Genomic DNA, 17,986 nt, shown 5'->3' with positions numbered 1-17,986 from the left:
TTACCTTTCCTCTTTCTCATCAGACAGTATTTCAACAATATCGCTCATTTCACAATTGAGAGCAGTGCAAATTTTTGCAATCACTTCCATAGTCACATTTTCATCATTAGCAAGTTTGGTCATCGTGCTATTTCCTATTGAAGCAAGTTCACGTAAATCCTTTTTCTTCAAATCACGATCTATCATTAATTTGAATAATCTTTTAAATGAAACTCCCATCAATTATCCTTCATGGTTTCAAACAAAAACAATTGCTATATAGTTGCATATAACATCCCCTATAATCTATTTATGTTATCTTTTCTACAAAGTAATTTTAAAATCCTACCATAAAAGAGGTACATCCAAACAATGCTAGTACTAGAAATAAAATGACTTAAAATAGATTTAAGACGTTTATTTTGCTAGAAAAGTATCAATAATCATTTACTCTAATCAGATATAGGGGAATCATCTAATAGCATCTTTTGCATACGTTCTACAATAATCGGAAATTCCTTTTCAATGTTTGCTGCTATCTCATTTCGTTCTTCATACATTTTCTGACTTTCTTCACCTGATATGTATTGTCGATTTTCTTTGCTGCAAAGGAATGCTAATTGATTAAGCTGATTTGTAAATTGGTCTATTCCACTTGAAATATCACGTATTAAGTACAAATCTGCTTGTAGGTGTGCCTTCACGGCTTCACTAACTGCAATTCTGGCATCCAACTCTTCTTGGGAAGTCATTACTTTATATATTTTATCTACTGCACCTTTGAAATCTGTTTCCCACAATTTTAGTAATTCTTCCCGGTATGCTCTAGTTAAATTATATTTTTCAAGGAATTCTACCATATCTTCACGATTATAATCTGTAAATGCTGGTAACTGCCTTAATGGGCTATTTCGCCAAAGCACCTTATTTTTGGCATGACACAATTTCTCATAAAGTTCAATGCTACGTTCATGTTTCTTAGCAGCATATAAATTAAAATCTGCCAAACGGCGTTGATTCTGATGTTTTTGTTTCTCTGACACTTCTTGTAATTGACCTTTATATCCTTCTAATGAAATAGTAAATTGCTGTTCATATTCCTTTAAACTCTTATCCAATTCTGATTTTTGCACTAGCAATTGTTCATTAAACTCATGCTGTTTATTAAATTTATAAATTGCCCACACTCCACCTATGATCGTTATAAAAATAGGTGCATATTTCACGATTTTATGCAAGATATCAATATTCAAAATATCCATATAATATCACCCCATTATTAAGTATATCACAAATAAAATAATTAACATTATATAAAACCACTTACTATTAGCGATAAAAAGAATCACCCTGATAATCAGGGTGATTTAAGCTATCATCGTTTCATAGTTTCTATATACTAGTCGTCATATCCGACTGTACTTTGGCTATACCTGATCTTTGATTCAAGGCATTTTTTACGTCATCCTTGGTGTAACCACATCTCACCAACAGCTCCATTACCTTGACGGATATATCATCCATACTTTTAGGAATAACTACCCTCGGCAGCTTCGTCCCTCTTTTGGGCTCAGTTATCAGACTAAAGGATTCAAGTTCACTTAGAAACACTTTTGCCCTATTATATCCCATCTCAAAATGATCCTTGATTTGGTTATTCGAGATTTTATCGTGACCAAGCAACCAAATAATAAGTTTGGCCAGTATCTCCTCATGAGTATCTTGATGATTTGAGGATTCAGCCTGAGGTATGGCTTCATTTATTCTAGGTAACAATATCGGTTCAAATATTACTTCATTATATTCGCTTTCTCCATCTACATAATCAAATGTCATATTATCAAGCATATCCATTATTTCTTCTGGAAACATGAATGCACCTTGCACTCTTAACAGACCTTCATGCTGCTTGCTTTTGAAATACATTGAGCCTTTGCCTGATAGATTCATAGCCTCCTTCGAATTTATTATGGCACGTGAATCGTATGGGTTGGTACATTCAAACGCAATACCAGCTAAATTGGTCATTTTAATTGCTATATTACCTTTACTCGCATCCTGCGCCGTTAAGATTAAGTGTATTTTTACTTTTCTGGCGCGTTCTAACAAGTCTGTCAGCAACATATGCGACATCTTATTTTCCTTTCCTGCCGTCAATTTCCTGATAAACGTCGGAAATTCATCTATAACACAGATAATGGATGGCCATTTTTCAACCTCTTTATCACGTTTCCTTTCATCAATAGAATCCAACTCTGCTAAACGATGCTCCATGAAAGAAATTAATATCTCTATACATTGACGACCTTTTTCAATTTCACTTACCGTTATAACCGGCATTAACATATGCGGAGTATCTTTAAACATGTTTAACCTTGATGCGCCAAAATCTAAAAGCAATAATTTAACCTTACTCGCATTTTGCTTACAAACAATACTCATCAACAAGCTGTGTAACGCACTGGATTTGCCCGACCCAGTGGTTCCTCCAATTAACAGATGGGGGAACTCTGCTATGTCAGCAATAACCATTTCACCCATCATGTCATAGCCTACCGCATATGGGATTTCCATTTTGCTTTCGTTGAATTTTGGACTTTCTAAAATCTTAAGAAGGCTGTTTTCCTTAAGCTCTTTCTCAGAAGCGATTATTTTTATTGAAGAATGACTTTTGTCGATTTTTAAAAATGCCAGATCCAATAAACGTCTAACCGAGTCAGCATGTCGACTAATTAATTTACCGTCTGTTCCCGGCATCAATTTAATGTTAAATACATACCTGTCATCCTTAAATTCTACCTCTGGCATTATTCTTAAGGAAACTCCATAGCTTTGATAATATTTGACTAGTTTTTTCGCGTATTCCTCTCCCTTTTTCTTTACCCATTTTGCTTTCGTAGAGTCAAGACTGAGATCTTTTGTGACAACCGCCACTGTTAGAGGCAATGTAGGTGAATATGTATTATGGAGTTTAAATAGTATTTCTGTAGACGAATTCACTATTCCAGTTATTAATTTTGAAGGATTGTGTGCCGCAAAATTATTTCTGTATGTGAATTCTGTTCCATCATATAGTCTTATGGATTTCTTAAAAACCTCCATGTATCTTGACAAAAAATAAGTAAGAACCCCTATGTTTGCTACATCTTTTTGGGTCAGCTCTGTATGGCTCCGGTATTCCTTCCGTATGTGAGTGATGTGGTGGGCAATAGCATCAAAAAAAGGACGCTCATCTTCGGTTTTGCGGAATATCACATCTGCTGCTGTGTTTCTCTGAAAAAAATAATCCTTGGCATTTGTAACAAGTTCAAGTGCCCATGAAGCAAGTCTTTGCTTATTTTCTTGAAGTATCTCCAAATACTCCTCGTTAACATCTAAACCACTTAAATCAATACTAAAGACGTTTTTAAACTGAGAGCGGATACTCGGGCATATAAATATAGGCAATACATTGAATCTGTCCTTGATACCAAGGCTTCTCGTCTTTCCTGGAATATTGGCAATTTCCCTAAGCAATGCGCTGTAAAATTTCTCATTCTCGTAGCCGTCTATAACGACGGGGACATCACGGTTATACACCAAATCATCCAATATTTTATCTGCGGACTGTGAGGGAAATACTGTTACGTAATCATAGTCACAATATCCATAATCAAAATCCATGTTGCAATGTTCAATTAAGTTCGTATTTACATCGCAGATACCAACTATTTCATGTATCAGCCTATATACATTCGAGTTCCGTTCACATGCAATTTGCAAGAAATATGGCATGTGAAGACGGTCATTATTTAGCTTACTACTAAACAAGGCAGCAAGACAGTATCCGAGAATATAGGTTGTGATAGCACCATAAGTCTCATTAAAAAAAATCAAATCAATAGCTTCAAAAGCATCTGATGTTGCTTCCTCTGTGTTGTCGATCCTGTAATTTCGTTTGCAATGATGATTTTTACAGAGGCATTGGTTGTTAAATCGGTACATACCTCCCTGCCATCCATAATGGGCATGTTCCATGTAGGAAAGAATTTTGTCCGCATCATCACGATTCTTTAGTTTCAAAGTTTCTAAAAGTATTTTTGCTTTTTCTACATTCCATTTGACATCGTTGTTGCTTGGAATGCATTTTCCTAATTCTGACAGACGTTCACCATCCCTAAGATCACAAAGAAACCTTCTAAAGCTTTCACTTATAAAGTTGAAATCATCAACCTTTAATTTAGCAAATTCCGACATAATGCTCCTCCAATTCACTTATCTTATCTTCTTATCTTTTAATTTCTATGCTCATTTCTTATATTATATCATTTCTTTATTGAAACCTATATCATTTTATAATAAGAGAATAAGAGAACAAGATAAGTCATATGGCAAGCTAATATTAGAATTTCTTAACGCGACACCATACAGTCCCCGTGCCCATCACGGCACGGGAACTTATTTTATTGGGAAGGTTTAAGAATGTTGATGTAAGACAGTGGGTGCATCGATGGAATAACTATTACGCCACTGGGAATGTCTGCTCAACGCCATCGGTGATGTCTCGGAGGACAGCTGCAAGTTATACCCCATGGAAATCAAGAGAACTGCCACTCCCCAGCAGCTCACCTGTGCATTTGGTGTAATCGACAAGCCTTCTAACGCGGCACAGGAGCTGCTCTTTGTACGACAGATAGGTTTTCTGTTTTTGACTGTCAGAAATTGACTCTTTTAATTTAGGGGATATAAATGAAAATGCCTTTAGCTATTACCAAAGTATAGGTTAAAAGCATTTTCTGTTGTTCTAACAAGAATAATATCCTGACCATCCCTAACATCATTCTATCATCCGATGATAGCAAAAGGTGAAGCACTCTTCTAAGTACTCCATATCTATCAAATTTACTATTCCGCAAGCAAATATGAGTATAAGCTTTCAAGAAAATCCACTTTGTGCCGCTTACTGATAGTCACGGGCGACACATCAATTTTCGCGAAGTTTTTCATAACATCATCAATTCGTCGATAATTCAATGCTTTTTGTGCGAGCAACAAAGACTTTTTCTCAGGAACCAGTGCCACCAGCCGCAGCATCCGCCGTCGAAGCGTCATATCTTTTACTTCTCTTTGGATAATCTCTATAGCCGTATCTTTTTTATGAAAGACACCAAAAGGGACTACACGCACAAACGTAGCTAAAAATATCTCCCGACTGTTTTCCAATAAAACTGCTAATTGCTTAGAAGTATCGGTTTCATCAGTATAAGATCGTACTGTCTTTGATTGAGTTAATCGAATTTCAGCTCTTAAAATACCTTCGGATTTTTTTATTATAGATTTCATTTTCTTATGATTTGTTTCGTTTTTTCTGAATTGGCTTGTAAGCAGTCCTTCTAAATCATAAATTAAAAACTGAATGCCATTACTGTTTCCATCTAAACAAAAACCAATATCAGCATCCATACAATCATAACTTGATGGCGAGAACCCTTTCACCTTGCCAATTCTTTGTAAAACTTTTATATATGCAGATACTTTTGCTCGGCTATCAACATCAATATCTGCCATAAAAATCATTCTTTTCAAATTAAAATCGTTAAGATTGTACTTTAAACCGAAATAATTATGAACACATCGCTCCAACTTATGGATTAACTTATCTGAATCAAGCTCTCCGTCATCTAACATAACACCTGCGTTTATAGTAATCTGAACTTTCTTTTTATATTGCTTATCTTGGTAAGTTACAACTATTCCCTTAGCTGACAACGTCTGATCGATATATTCATTGTCATTCAAGTAGTCTACTTGCTTATCGACTCTAGTTAATAATTTATGGAAATTTTCATTGTCCAACACCACAGAAAGCTCCACGACGCAATTTAGATACATAATTAATTCCTCCGATTGTAATTATTTTTTACACTATTGTTATGGATGGGTTGCTTTTTAATGAAACCATCTACGATAAAACCATCGACTAGCATTCCCAGTGATTTTTAATGGTCAGTTTATTCGTTGCGTTAAGGAAAAATCATGATTTCATCAAACATTCTTCAATTAAAAAATATAATTAAGGAGAAAAAGCGACACAATTAAATGATTAAGCTGACAAAAACAGATTTCAACTTTCATTATCATCATAATTAAAATTATTCATTATCGTAGCTTGTCGAAGTGGGAAATTAGAAAATAAATTAACAGTACATTCACATCTCAACAATCTCGCTCTGCCTACAGCCTGTTCTAATTCTGATTCTATCATGTAGAATTGTATGGCTCTTAGGTCCTTATCGTCATAGGTGTTAAAATGGAAGCGATATCCATTATGAGTAACAATGGTGTTGGGTTTCAGTTTTGTATCAATATCAAATCCAAGTGAATAGGAAAACAACTTATATATCCACTCTGGCTGATGCGGCGTTCCAATAACATCAATGTTTTCGTTTTTCAGAATATCGCAACCAGAACAATTACCAAAATGCAGATCACCCATGTAATGATTATCGAACTCCTTAAAAGAAATGGTATGCTTAATCCCTGACCATTTCTTAATTTTACCAATGATTGCAGGATTGTCTCTCATGAAAGATCGGCTCATTGTTTTACCACCATACTGAAACAAAGTACCTGTAAGTTTAGCTTCCTTCGAAGTATAAAATTTCACGTTATCCTCACCAAAACAATATTCGCAGATGTCTTTATCCGCTGTTGCTGATAGCATGATATACTTTGTATTTTCTTGAATTTTAATAGGCTTGATAAAGCTGACGCAGTCTTCTGTTAGGTCATTTTCAAAATTTGATGGTTTCCGGTAACAGAAATATTTTGCGTCACACAACGCCGGTATATTGACTTCCATCTTTATACTGGAGTATGATCTGTCATAATCAATCTTACGCAGAGTAAAAAATTCTGATTTCTCAATGTGCTTTAAGATTTTTACAATTTTTGCCGCCAACGGGTCGCCGGTGTTCAATTTCTTTTTTAGTTTTTTTAGTTTAGAAATAGGAGCTGTGTCTCTGCTAGGAATAACAGTGCTAAAGATTAAATCTTCATCAATGATGACAAGATCAAACTTGCTCACATCCATGCTTGTCAGGCGCCGGTGAGTAGTAATAGCATGACCGTCACTGTTATTGAATTCATCTAGTTCTCGCTTGTATTGTTTAAACAACTTAGCACATTCTAAATCATCTTCAGCAATAGCCTTGTTCAGACGAGGCATTGGCGACCTACCTGTCTCGTAGAGATTTTCTATATCGTCCCAAACATTTTGAGGCAAATCGTCTTTTAGTTCATGCAATGAAGGTGATACGATTATGTCTACCCCCATCGCTTTCGCTCGTTCACATACTTCACGCTTCAATTTGTTGGTTGGAACGGCAATTAAAACCCTTAGGTGAGTATCCCTAAGCAGCTCCAAAATTGCTTGAGTTTTGCCTAAGGCCGTTTGACATTTGATGACGTGCCATATCTTGTCTCTTGACATTACCGCACTGTGAAAATTCTCTTTAAAATCTTTCCATGCTTCATCTAATCCAACCCAATGATCGTTGCAATTAGCAATTTTCTCAATTTGATGGTATTTAGGCTTCGATGTAGAAAGGATGTTTTTTCCATGGGGACAGGTAGCATGATAAGAACAGAAGCTGGTACACGGCCTAGGATCTTTATCTTTGATATAATAGAAATAGTAACTCCAGTTGTCGTACTTTTCCTTCCTGCTAGAGTAATATGAGTTTGCGCTGATCGTATCTTTGAATTTGGTAGCTCCTGTTTCTACCTTAGCTAGATTCGTAGCTACCCCGAGTAGTTCTCGTTGAGATAATGTTTTATTTCCCAACTCAAATTCCCGATACAATCTACATTTGGAACTGAGGGATTCTAGAGTATCAGAGGGGTAATCTTTATGGATAGATGGTTTTTTTTGATTTGATGATACACTATATTTATCTTCATGATCTTCAAATTTGATTAAATACTTTAAATTTGATAATTTCTCACTATTTCCATGGTATATCATAATAGGATTTTGTGAGTTTTTATCATTTATATTTTCTTTAATACCTTCAGTGAAATTCTCAACTATGGAAATTTCAGGAAGTTTTCTTTCATTTAATGCAACGCCTGTTGTTTTAGAAAACTCAACTATCTTCCGTTTGTAGTTGGTGGCTCCATATCGGTTTCTCAGATGAAGGCTCATATTCATAAATAGCATATCAACACTTACCGCAGGAGTGGTATCGTCAAAATACAATACTTTATTCCCGCCATTATATACCTTTGAAACATCATCACAGCTTTTATCAGCTTCTGGAAACATCATCATCAAGGAGTTTTGCATGGCTTCAGCTTCTTTTAATGAAGAAGACGGACTGTCTTTTAGAAATACAATGCTAAATTTATTACGGCTTCCGATGGAAAAAGCATCATAGGCAAACAGTATAGGAAGATCATATTGTTCGGCTCTGTCCTTTATTTCTTTAAATGATGTTTCTTTGCTGTCAAAATGGAGAGCTAATAGCTGCGACTGTTCGAAAGTCTCTTTACTTTTCAGCCCCTCCTTGAATGTAGAAGGACAGAATACGTGGCCTTTTGAACCAACTTGTTCTACAAATGACCTGACGTTATCGCTTTTAATAAGTTCGGTATTATCAGCAATTAAAGTATCGAACATTTCCATTTCCTTGTCGTTAAACTCTCTCTTACTGGAAATTTTGCTGATGCTAATATTAAATTCATTCATACTCTCAACTCCTCAGGAAATATATTTTATTTCCTTGTAAGAGCTAATTACAAAAAATATTGCAAAAAATAGAGGACGGTTTTGGCCCGCCCTTCATTTTACACGTTTGTTTCCTGAGGGATTCTATGCTTATTTTAGCAATCTAGTCTCCCGCTATGTTAGCACTGGGATGACTGTAAATTCCATCTGTAAAATATAAATATTTTTACAGATAATTTACCTATTAGATTCCTTTACCTTCCTATAGAATGTAGAAGGTTTCATATTCAACCTTCGCATAGCCTCGACCGCCGTCATGTTGCCCGATTTCCATATAGTCACGACCTTCTCAAATTCCGGGTGGCAAATAGGCTTACGTCCCTTGTATTTTCCTAACTCTTTGGCAATAGCGATTCCTTCATTCTGGCGTTGCAAGATATACTCACGTTCCAATTCTGCTACGGCTCCAAAGATCGTCAGCATAAATCTTCCTGTCGGTGTTGTTGTATCGATGGCTTCTTTCTTAGAAATAAATTCAACCTGTTTGGCAGTCAACTGAGCAATGAGATCAAGCAGGTCGCGTGTGTTACGAGCAAAGCGGCTGATAGATTCGACAATAACAGTATCGCCCTGCCTGACATAGGTAATCATCCGCTTTAGTTCCGGTCTGTCGGTATTTTTGCCACTGGCTTTATCGATAAAGAGTTCATCAACGCCAAGCTCTTTTAATAGAACCTCCTGTCGAATCGTATTTTGTTCTGCTGTGCTTACGCGAATATATCCTATCTTCATACAAATTCCTCCATTAAAATAAGCCATTAGACTCTAGCCTAACAGCACATTGAAAAAGTATCTCAATAGAATTGTTTTTAGATTTTTGGCATGTGCCATTGCTAAAGACAACCCTATTGGTAAAATGAGTGAAAATTTTTGTTCATTTCACATCTTTATAGTCCACAAAATAAATATTATTCCTAGTTTCAATCTCTTCGTATCTTTTACTTCCAAAATAATATATTATGATAGGTATAGATGGAAATAATTGTTATCAGGAGATGTTATTTTGAAATTCATTATATTTCGAGGAAAAAAGCTTCCTGTAGGGTTAGCTAGAAAACTTTTAACAATAGCCAACTATGTTGTACTGCTCAATAAATTTTATCGAGATCTTTATTTGGCACTGGCAACCCAAGATAAAAATAGAAGGGACTAACCCATCTATTTTTTGATAATTGTATCTCAATCCTTACAGCTTTCCCTCCTCCTTAAGGCTAATATAGCCTCCACCCATAGCACCGACAATCACATGGTCAAGAACTTCAATGCCAATAAGTTTGCCACATTCAACCAATTTCTTCGTGAGCAAAAGATCTTCATCACTCGGTAAAGGGTCTGTACTTGGATGGTTGTGAACCAAAATACAAGCAGCACATGATCTTCGAATCAACCCCTTAAATGCTTCACGAGGGTGTACAATGCTAGCATTTAAAGAACCAATTGAAATATTTTCTTTGAAAATGACGTGATTCTTGGTCGATAAACCAATCACATCAAAATGCTCGACCTGCAAGAACTCCATATCAGCTCGCACGAAATCATATACGTCTTTAGGACTTTTAATAAAAATGCGCTTATTTTTATCTGGCATATATACCTTACGCGCAAATTCCAGTATTGCGCTAAGTTGCCTCGCTTTTGCTACGCCAATCCCCTTAATACTGGTGATTTCCTTTTCATTAGCGTTCATTAATTCACTAACATTCGGGTACTTCTCAAGTAATGCATCTACAACATACCCATTGGCACTTTCTCGCAAGCAATCGGCTAATAAAGTCCGCATTCCTTCCATAGGCATACACGCCTCCCAAAATAAATTGCCAGCCCTAAATTACAAGGCTGGCTTCTTTTAATACTCCTCGGCTAACATCATTGTCGAATGTTCGCCATCATCAATAACAAAGATTTTTGCATTTTCTACAGGGTTCCATATAAACGCAACAAGAATTTCATTACAATACACGGGCTCTTCTTGCCTGTGTATTATTTTTTGCTTACCATTCTGAATAGATAGCCGAAAAATTTGCAAATAGTCTACTTCGACATCAGTGCTAGCTCTAAGGTTATCAATCATACGCCAAAGCGCAAGTTGGATCTCGTGCGGAATTGCACTTGAAATTCCACATGTAATATATCTTTTGTTGCTAAACACGATGGGTTCTCCTGTCCTAAGAAGTATGCAGCCAGAAGTAAGAACTCCCGGCTGCAATATTTTACTCTTTAAATTAAACTGGGCACATATTTTTTGATATACATAAACAAGACTCATTTACTTATACAGCTTCCTGAATATTTAGTTCAGTGGTATTAACCACTTCCATAAATTGCTGACCAAAAGTTCTAGCTTTCGCAGTTTCTTCTGGACTTAGGATACTGAGTGCCTCAAAGTTATAGAGTGAATATGGCTGTCCTGTTTTATTCGTTGTTTTTTCTAATGTTATCTTCGTAACAACGCCACAGAGCGGCATCATTTTCCCAATTAACCTTGTCATGTAACGCTGGAAGATCAACTTACTCGATACCGGGACCCGAATAATGATCGGCATAATGTTATCTGGCCTAAGAAGGAAAATCGTCACCGATTCTTTGCAAGCCTTTGCATTGGATTCGCCATCTTTTGAGCCAAAATCGTTGAACGGGCAACGGTTGCAAGGTTTTCCTTCATGCGATATCAAGCTATCAGGGCTGTAACATACCGGAGGCGTCCCCTCAACCGGATCAGGCGTATCCCAATAAGCACGAGGGGTCGCATAATCAAGCACAATGCCTGTCATTTCTTTATAGATTTCATCACCAGCTACCCCTGGCACCGTAAATGACGTTGCCCCACCAGACGGGGACTTAACGACATCAAAGAGTTGATAGGATAATGGTTGATTCTTTAGATTTTCCCGGATAATATCCAGGGCATTATTTGTCAACGCGATATAGTCAGAATTGACTGGAACTACGGCTGTTTTATTAGGCATAGTTAAAATCTTCCTTTCTTCCTTAGGCTCTTGCATGGCCTGTAATTTACCACCCAATCGATCTTTTAATTTTGCTGTATTCATCTTTTCCATCCTTTCACATAGCCACCTTTATGGAGAAACGCCGATACGAGGTTTTATTGGCATATTTTTTATAGAGCGTTGGATGTTCTATTTTCAACGTCTTTCCATCCAAGCGTTCCTGCGCTACACTTTTCCAAGTGACAACCCGATCATCCACCATACCAATTTCATTATTGCCTAACATGTTCTTTAACATATTTTCGGCTTCTTGCTTCTTTTCAGCATATTGATTGACATGGTCACAGGCAATTTCATATTGCCGGATGAGTTCAATCGCAGTACCTGGTAATTCAATCTTTGACTTAGCTACGCTATTTGGGAACCGTTCGCTAAGAAATTTTGCTGCTGCTTCTGAACCATCCATTGCCGGAGGAACAAGCTCTTGAACCTGTTTCCAAAAAGCGGATTCTAGTTGAATTAGCATTGAAATAAGCGCTTCATCACGTTCAATGAATTTCCAGCGAAAAGTATTTCCGCCAATTAAAACAGCAATATAAGTTCCCCTATATCCCGTAACCGCCATATAATGTTGCACTTGTAACATATATTCATCGGGTATGGCATCGTCCCATTCCCCTGCTTTGTAGGCTGAAGCCGTTTTTGCCTCAAATACACATTTTCCATGCGTCGGATGGATACATTCGCCATCCAAATTGGCCAACATGAACGGATATTCTTCACTTTGCAAAAGTTGATTTGCCAGGTTAACTTCAATCCCTGTTCTCTTGGTAAATTCAGCCTTAACCAAGGCTTCAAGCTGCGTTCCCCAATACGCGGCTTCTCCTGCTTCTTGATAAGGGATCTGATTTGTTTTGTCCATCCAGAGTTCGATTGGCGATCTATAGCGATTGATTCCACAAACTACGGAAGCATCGGAACCTCCGATTCCCTTTTTACGCCAGCCAAGCCATTCGTCATAGGGCATGTTTTCCGTTGACGCTAAATTAACTGCCATTTAATACACCTCGCTTTATATAATGAAAGAAAGGTATGCAGTAAAATTCACCACATACCCTGTACTTAATCTGATTCTATCGCTGGAATTACGCCACTGCTTGAATGAGTTCATAGGCTTTATCAATCAACGGGTTGCCTTCCACAGTTTTAGCAAATACGTTTTCTCTATAGCTGGCGGTTTCTCGAAGCGGCTGGCTGTGTGTAGCAAAGTCCGAGACTGCGCAGATAAATCGATAAGCGTTCTTGCCAACGCAGCCTTTGAGATCCGGCGCATCAAAATACCGCAGCTTCATATCCTCCCGAATTCGGATGATATTTTTCTTATGAATATCGGTAGGATTGTCATTCATAGGAAGCAGCATATCAATGTACTCCATCACCTTAGCATCTGTCAGTTTAATTTTAGATAACCGTGAGAATTCTGCCCCGAGTTTTCCCATATACTTTTCTGCTAGTAAAAGGGTATTATGCGCGTCATCCATTTTATGTGCTAAATCACCTACATGAACAGTTGACCACATACGTTTAGCTGAGGACAATGCGATATTTAGTGTATTCTGACAAACTACCCGCACCGGAGTCATTGCTACCTTAATAGCAGCACTGCCGTCATGAGAACTGCTAAATACAAGATATGGCTCAATTTGTTCCCCTTCAATGATGTACTTATCCGGAAGTTTCGCAAGCAGCCAAATCTTACGACCTCCTTGCAAAGCACCTGCCGTTTCATAACGTACGCCCTCACCTAATAGAGCATCCGTAAAGGCAAAGGCTTCTGCATTCTGGACAACCTTATACCGATCCGTGACCACACCAAGAACTTTTTCATCAATATCTCGGACATTTGCTTTGTAGCCGGGAATAGGAGTATAATTGCTGGTCATGATCGGACGCTGCATGACATTCCAGTTGAGTCCCGATTGCTCGATGGCTTCATTGGAGTTTAAAGCAGATTCGACACGAACACCTAACCCGTGCCAAGGGGCTACCCTCGTATAAAACATGGTTTCTACATTTGCTGACATTGAAAACATCTCCTTTTATATCGCTTTATTATTTGATTCATATGAAAAACTTGTTTTTTCTTGCCTGAAAATATAAACATAGGATTTCCACGCAGGAAATCCTATGTTTAAGTGATTATGAAATTTCATCGTTATCCTCTTTTGATTTTTCTTGTTCAATAACAGCTTTTGCTATAGCAAGTAGCACAGATCCTACTAACAGCACCATATCCATTATTTTTTTCTTCGACAATAAAACGCCCCCTTCTATATATTACTAAATTTATAATATATAGGTGAAAAATCGAGCTATTCGATTATTTTTATCGTAGTGTATACTGGTCTTTTATAAGCATACGATACAGCAGATAATTATTTAATTTGCACTTTGGGCACGGATTATCAACAAATCGTACCAATCCGAGAGTATACGGGCATTGGGAGCAGGGTCTTTTCATCAGATAAAGCAGTTTCTTTACTTGCAATAAAATCATCTCCCATCATATAAATAAAGTGACGATGGAACACCACCGTCACTTTTCCCCCTATATTTTAGATTCTGTCATAAAATGAATCTTTAAAATCACCTTTTTCAGCATAGAAACGTATATTATACGCCAAGTAAAAAGCTATTTCCCCTGCTGGCATGGCAACGCCTGTTTCTGCATAAGTTCCATTCGGGTTAAGGTATCGCCAATCCAAATCGGAGTTTGGATCGTCCATGGGAACATACATGTTTCGTTGATCGTAGCGATACATGAAATGATAGGTTTTTACATTGGATATTTTCGTCTTACCATTATCAACATCAGGTACGCTTACGACATTAACAGCAATGATATAAACCGGCGGTTTATATTGCTCCACAACCAAAGAACTACGGTCAACATAATACGCTCCCCCCATATGACCATCACACAAGATGTAATTTGGATCGTCATTAAGATGGGCTGGATAGGCAAATGTCACGGAAGCTACCATCATAATGACAATCCCCATAAAGACAACTGCAATTTTCCTCATAAATAAACTCCAGCAGATAAAGGCCGTTCTGCCACTTGGCCTAATTTTTCTAGTGTTCTACCCAAACAGATACATGCCTGCCATTCGAAGAATCTTTACAAATTCATTCATATCCTCTGATGATTCATTTGATTTCTTATCGTTTCTCGCAGAACATATATCTCTTTTTTTAATTTACTATAAAAGCAGTAAAATACTATATAAACGAAGTAACCTCAGCCAACGAATTGATCAAGGTTAGGTGCAAATTCCTGTAACACACTGCCTTTCCAATTTGTCATGTCGGAAGCAACACCACCTTTTACAGATAGTTGTTTTATCTGCCAATTTTAAACTGCCGATAAGGCCAAATTACATTTTTATCATGATCCCCTATAACACTTTTTTATTATTATCACCTTTTCTCCAAGTTAAATCTACCGAAGTTTTTCCTGCTGAATAATCGTCTAGCGGTACAGCAAAACCAATACTCGTTGCTAACATAGTAACCGCTGTCATAGTATTCTGCATCTATTCAGACCGCTTATGCAGATTTCTGTCACCGCCCGTAATAGAAACAGAAGTCGGGAACTCATGATTATCTAAACATATTTGCAACAGCTGAATTTATATTCGAACCCTTCTTTAGTTCATTAACCTAACGAGTAATTGCGTAACTTTCCATTATGGAGTTAAGAATCGGTTCATAGGTTTCTCTCTGGTTCATTTTAAATGAACAATTTATTTGATAAACAGATCCGCCGATAACATACCAAACATTTTTTGATATATCATCACCTTTTAACCCATTTGTTTGATATATCAATTCTTTTGCAGGTATTTCACCTATCGTTGTCTCCCTAAAAGTAATAAATTTATGCATTTTATTAACAGCGGCTTCTACTGATTCTTGATTCTCCGTAAAAATTCCAAATGGATTTGTTAATATCTTCATAACTGAAAACTTTGCATTTCCATCGGGGGATTGAATCTTGATAACTTCAATCATGGTATTAGGTTCTTTAGTCTGCCACTCATTCGGATATTTAAAAACGAAACCTTCTGCTTCATTTTTATATGTTTGGGAAAGATTAATTGAATTACTAGTATTATCTCCACTTGAACATGCCGAGCATAAAATTAAAATAACTGCCAACAATCCTAGATATAATTGTTTCAATTTTCATCACCAAACCTTTCATATATTGTTTTTTAATTACTGTATTTCCATCAACTTATCAACAATTAAATACTATTCACGATGTAACCGCATTACCATATAAATGAAAATATCTATATAATAACAGCAAGAAAAATGCGTATGGAATTTATTTCACAACCCCATACGCATGAACCTAATTATTTTGAATACATTTTTTATAAACTAGTGATTTAATCGAAATAATAAGCAACATCTGCTTCTCCTCGTTGATCCGCTAAAAACATATATAATAAAATTTGTTCAGCTGCTGCTTGAGTAGAAGGTGAATTGCCATTGAGCGTTATAGATTCCGGCTTTATCGAAACACGTTTTGAGTCATTGGACATAGGCGAAACTTTAATTTTTACACCTATTTTTTTATTTGATCCTTTTATTGTTCCACTTACATCAACATACCCAATATCCCCAGATTCGCGTGATTCCCATTTTGGGGATTCAATATACTTGTTTAATACATTAGCATAAGTAAGCGATATTCCTTGACTCTCTAGGGGCTTATGTTTTTCTACCGTAGCTACATAATTTGTACTTCCTTCCCAATTCGCAGCAATAGTAAACATAGCTACAATAGCAATTATGCTGTATAATACAAATTTTACTTTATTAAATTTCTTTTTCTTGATTTGTTTATCATTAGTGAATTCTGCATTTTCTTTTTCTAAATTTTCAACTCTTTTTGAATAAAACATACCTACGCCTCCACATTAAATTATATTTGTTTTTATGATGCTAAATGATAGCATTCTATCTACTTTGACTAGGCGGTCCTTATATAATTCTATAAATTGTATGGATTATCACTTAATTGCTTTATGTATCCATGCAATAGGAATAATCAGCCATCCTAAAAGAATGGCTGCAAGTACTTTGTAAAACACCAGATGTGCAAAACCCCGCAAATTCATAAAGAATGTTAAACCCATTCTATTTTGTAAATAGTTTATTGAATTCCAAGCTATTACAACATAAATTAGAAATATTATTGTTTCCATTCCATCACCCCTCTCCATTTATTATTCTGACTCAACTTCTTTCCTACGTTTGTTCAATATCGCTTCTATTACCTTAGCGGAATACCCACCAGCCCTTGCAATTTTAGCACGTTCACGCCGATCCGCTATAGTCCGTGCAAGGTCGGCAATGAATTCTGGCCGATATAAGCGCATAGGGCAATCTATCTTATCACCACGAAAATGTTTGAACAGTTTGATCATCGCATCTTTCCCAATAAGCTCGAATAATTCTAGATAGCTATCATTAAGTGCATCAGATTCATTGCCTTCAACACTAAAGGCTTTATACACAAGATCATCGTTGATATTATCAAAGTCAATCTTAATCAACTGATTGCCCTCCTTCCATACAGATCATTAAAATTATAACAATGCAGAAATCCCTAATTCAAATCGCAAAAAAGCTTTTTTCACTCTCCCCAAAACGCTCCTTTTTCGGAACTAAAATAAGGTTCCATTTATTTCTCTTAAAATGGAACCTTCAGAAAAGATAAGGTATAATATTTTTCGCNGCAGCGTTGAAGAAGCTCTTATAGAAATGTATCTGGCGGGTGTTTCTGTTCGCCGCGTTGAGGATATTACAGAGGCTCTTTGGGGGTCCAAAGTATCGCCCAGCACCATCAGTAACCTAAACAAGAAAGCATATGCCCATATCGAAGAATGGCGAAATCGTCAGCTTTCGAGCGAAGAATATCCCTATGTATTCGTTGATGGGATCTATTTAAAGCGCAGTTGGGGTGGTGAATTTGAAAATGTCGCCATCCTAGTAGCCATTGCCGTAAATCAGGATGGTTTCCGTGAAGTAGTCGGTGCTGCTGAAGGGATGAAGGAAGATAAAGAAGGCTGGAAGGGATTCCTTTCTTCCCTGCGAAGCCGTGGCCTCAAAGGTGTCCAGCTTGTTGTTGGGGACAAATGCCAAGCGATGTGCGACTCTGTGACGGAAATATTCCCAGAAGCGAAATACCAGCGTTGTAGTGTACATTTCTTCAGAA

19 protein-coding genes and 1 pseudogene are annotated in these 17,986 nt (G+C 36.9%); 3 read left to right on the top strand and 17 right to left on the bottom strand.

The annotated features are described in order from the left end of the window. The 3 genes from I6751_RS01180 to I6751_RS01170 all read right to left on the bottom strand — a co-directional run bounded on the left by I6751_RS01180 (position 1) and on the right by I6751_RS01170 (position 4,215). Complete coding sequence (locus I6751_RS01180) at positions 1–219, bottom strand: helix-turn-helix domain-containing protein (RefSeq protein WP_196598956.1); 219 nt, start codon at positions 217–219, stop codon at positions 1–3. Between the two features lie 212 nt (positions 220–431). Next, complete coding sequence (locus tag I6751_RS01175; RefSeq protein ID WP_196598955.1) at positions 432–1,241, bottom strand: hypothetical protein; 810 nt, start codon at positions 1,239–1,241, stop codon at positions 432–434. Positions 1,242–1,371: 130 nt separating this feature from the next. After that, positions 1,372–4,215, bottom strand: a complete 2,844-nt coding sequence (locus I6751_RS01170; protein WP_196598954.1) for an FtsK/SpoIIIE domain-containing protein — start codon at positions 4,213–4,215, stop codon at positions 1,372–1,374. A gap of 334 nt (positions 4,216–4,549) precedes the next feature. Here I6751_RS01170 and I6751_RS13965 point away from each other — a divergent pair, with 334 nt between their 5' ends. Then, positions 4,550–4,684, top strand: coding sequence for a hypothetical protein (locus tag I6751_RS13965; protein WP_269140824.1), 135 nt, complete (start codon positions 4,550–4,552; stop codon positions 4,682–4,684). A gap of 179 nt (positions 4,685–4,863) precedes the next feature. Here the strand turns inward: I6751_RS13965 and I6751_RS01165 are convergent, their stop codons facing one another. The 3 genes from I6751_RS01165 to I6751_RS01155 form a co-directional block, all read right to left on the bottom strand. Continuing rightward, the gene (locus I6751_RS01165) at positions 4,864–5,814 is read right to left on the bottom strand and encodes a hypothetical protein (protein WP_196598953.1); all 951 of its coding nucleotides are present in this window, start codon (positions 5,812–5,814) and stop codon (positions 4,864–4,866) included. Positions 5,815–6,082: 268 nt separating this feature from the next. Further along, positions 6,083–8,707: a hypothetical protein gene (locus I6751_RS01160; protein ID WP_196598952.1), complete on the bottom strand. Its 2,625-nt coding sequence runs from the start codon at positions 8,705–8,707 to the stop codon at positions 6,083–6,085. 216 nt (positions 8,708–8,923) lie between these two features. Beyond that, positions 8,924–9,478, bottom strand: coding sequence for a recombinase family protein (locus I6751_RS01155; RefSeq protein ID WP_196598951.1), 555 nt, complete (start codon positions 9,476–9,478; stop codon positions 8,924–8,926). 271 nt (positions 9,479–9,749) lie between these two features. Here I6751_RS01155 and I6751_RS01150 point away from each other — a divergent pair, with 271 nt between their 5' ends. Beyond that, positions 9,750–9,899: a hypothetical protein gene (locus I6751_RS01150; protein ID WP_196598950.1), complete on the top strand. Its 150-nt coding sequence runs from the start codon at positions 9,750–9,752 to the stop codon at positions 9,897–9,899. A 33-nt stretch (positions 9,900–9,932) separates the two neighbouring features. On the opposite strand, the gene radC is transcribed toward I6751_RS01150, so the two are convergent. The 11 genes from radC to I6751_RS01095 all read right to left on the bottom strand — a co-directional run bounded on the left by radC (position 9,933) and on the right by I6751_RS01095 (position 17,324). Then, positions 9,933–10,541: a RadC family protein gene (gene radC / locus I6751_RS01145; protein WP_196598949.1), complete on the bottom strand. Its 609-nt coding sequence runs from the start codon at positions 10,539–10,541 to the stop codon at positions 9,933–9,935. Between the two features lie 51 nt (positions 10,542–10,592). Continuing rightward, positions 10,593–10,895 (bottom strand): DUF960 domain-containing protein, encoded by a 303-nt coding sequence (locus I6751_RS01140; RefSeq protein ID WP_196598948.1) that lies wholly within the window; start codon positions 10,893–10,895, stop codon positions 10,593–10,595. Positions 10,896–11,016: 121 nt separating this feature from the next. After that, on the bottom strand, positions 11,017–11,805 hold the full coding sequence (locus tag I6751_RS01135; protein WP_196598947.1) for a hypothetical protein: 789 nt from the start codon (positions 11,803–11,805) through the stop codon (positions 11,017–11,019). Between the two features lie 4 nt (positions 11,806–11,809). Then, complete coding sequence (locus tag I6751_RS01130) at positions 11,810–12,751, bottom strand: YqaJ viral recombinase family nuclease (protein ID WP_196598946.1); 942 nt, start codon at positions 12,749–12,751, stop codon at positions 11,810–11,812. Positions 12,752–12,839: 88 nt separating this feature from the next. Beyond that, the gene (locus tag I6751_RS01125) at positions 12,840–13,778 is read right to left on the bottom strand and encodes a DUF932 domain-containing protein (RefSeq protein ID WP_196598945.1); all 939 of its coding nucleotides are present in this window, start codon (positions 13,776–13,778) and stop codon (positions 12,840–12,842) included. A gap of 531 nt (positions 13,779–14,309) precedes the next feature. Continuing rightward, on the bottom strand, positions 14,310–14,780 hold the full coding sequence (locus I6751_RS01120) for a hypothetical protein (RefSeq protein WP_196598944.1): 471 nt from the start codon (positions 14,778–14,780) through the stop codon (positions 14,310–14,312). Between the two features lie 372 nt (positions 14,781–15,152). Beyond that, positions 15,153–15,290, bottom strand: coding sequence for a hypothetical protein (locus I6751_RS01115; protein ID WP_196598943.1), 138 nt, complete (start codon positions 15,288–15,290; stop codon positions 15,153–15,155). Positions 15,291–15,417: 127 nt separating this feature from the next. Beyond that, complete coding sequence (locus I6751_RS01110; RefSeq protein ID WP_196598942.1) at positions 15,418–15,939, bottom strand: PsbP-related protein; 522 nt, start codon at positions 15,937–15,939, stop codon at positions 15,418–15,420. Positions 15,940–16,151: 212 nt separating this feature from the next. Next, complete coding sequence (locus I6751_RS01105) at positions 16,152–16,670, bottom strand: hypothetical protein (protein ID WP_196598941.1); 519 nt, start codon at positions 16,668–16,670, stop codon at positions 16,152–16,154. A gap of 108 nt (positions 16,671–16,778) precedes the next feature. Further along, a complete protein-coding gene (locus I6751_RS01100; protein WP_196598940.1) occupies positions 16,779–16,973 on the bottom strand; it encodes a hypothetical protein in 195 nt (64 codons plus the stop codon). Between the two features lie 21 nt (positions 16,974–16,994). Next, a complete protein-coding gene (locus I6751_RS01095; protein ID WP_196598939.1) occupies positions 16,995–17,324 on the bottom strand; it encodes a hypothetical protein in 330 nt (109 codons plus the stop codon). Positions 17,325–17,506: 182 nt separating this feature from the next. Here I6751_RS01095 and I6751_RS01090 point away from each other — a divergent pair. Next, a pseudogene (locus tag I6751_RS01090) lies at positions 17,507–17,986 on the top strand (IS256 family transposase); the annotation flags it as partial.

It is taken from the genome of Pectinatus frisingensis, from assembly GCF_015732285.1.
GTDB classification, from domain to species: domain Bacteria; phylum Bacillota; class Negativicutes; order Selenomonadales; family Selenomonadaceae; genus Pectinatus; species Pectinatus frisingensis.
The sequence above is the reverse complement of the archived record's forward strand: the minus strand, read 5'-3'. Positions and strand labels throughout refer to the sequence as shown.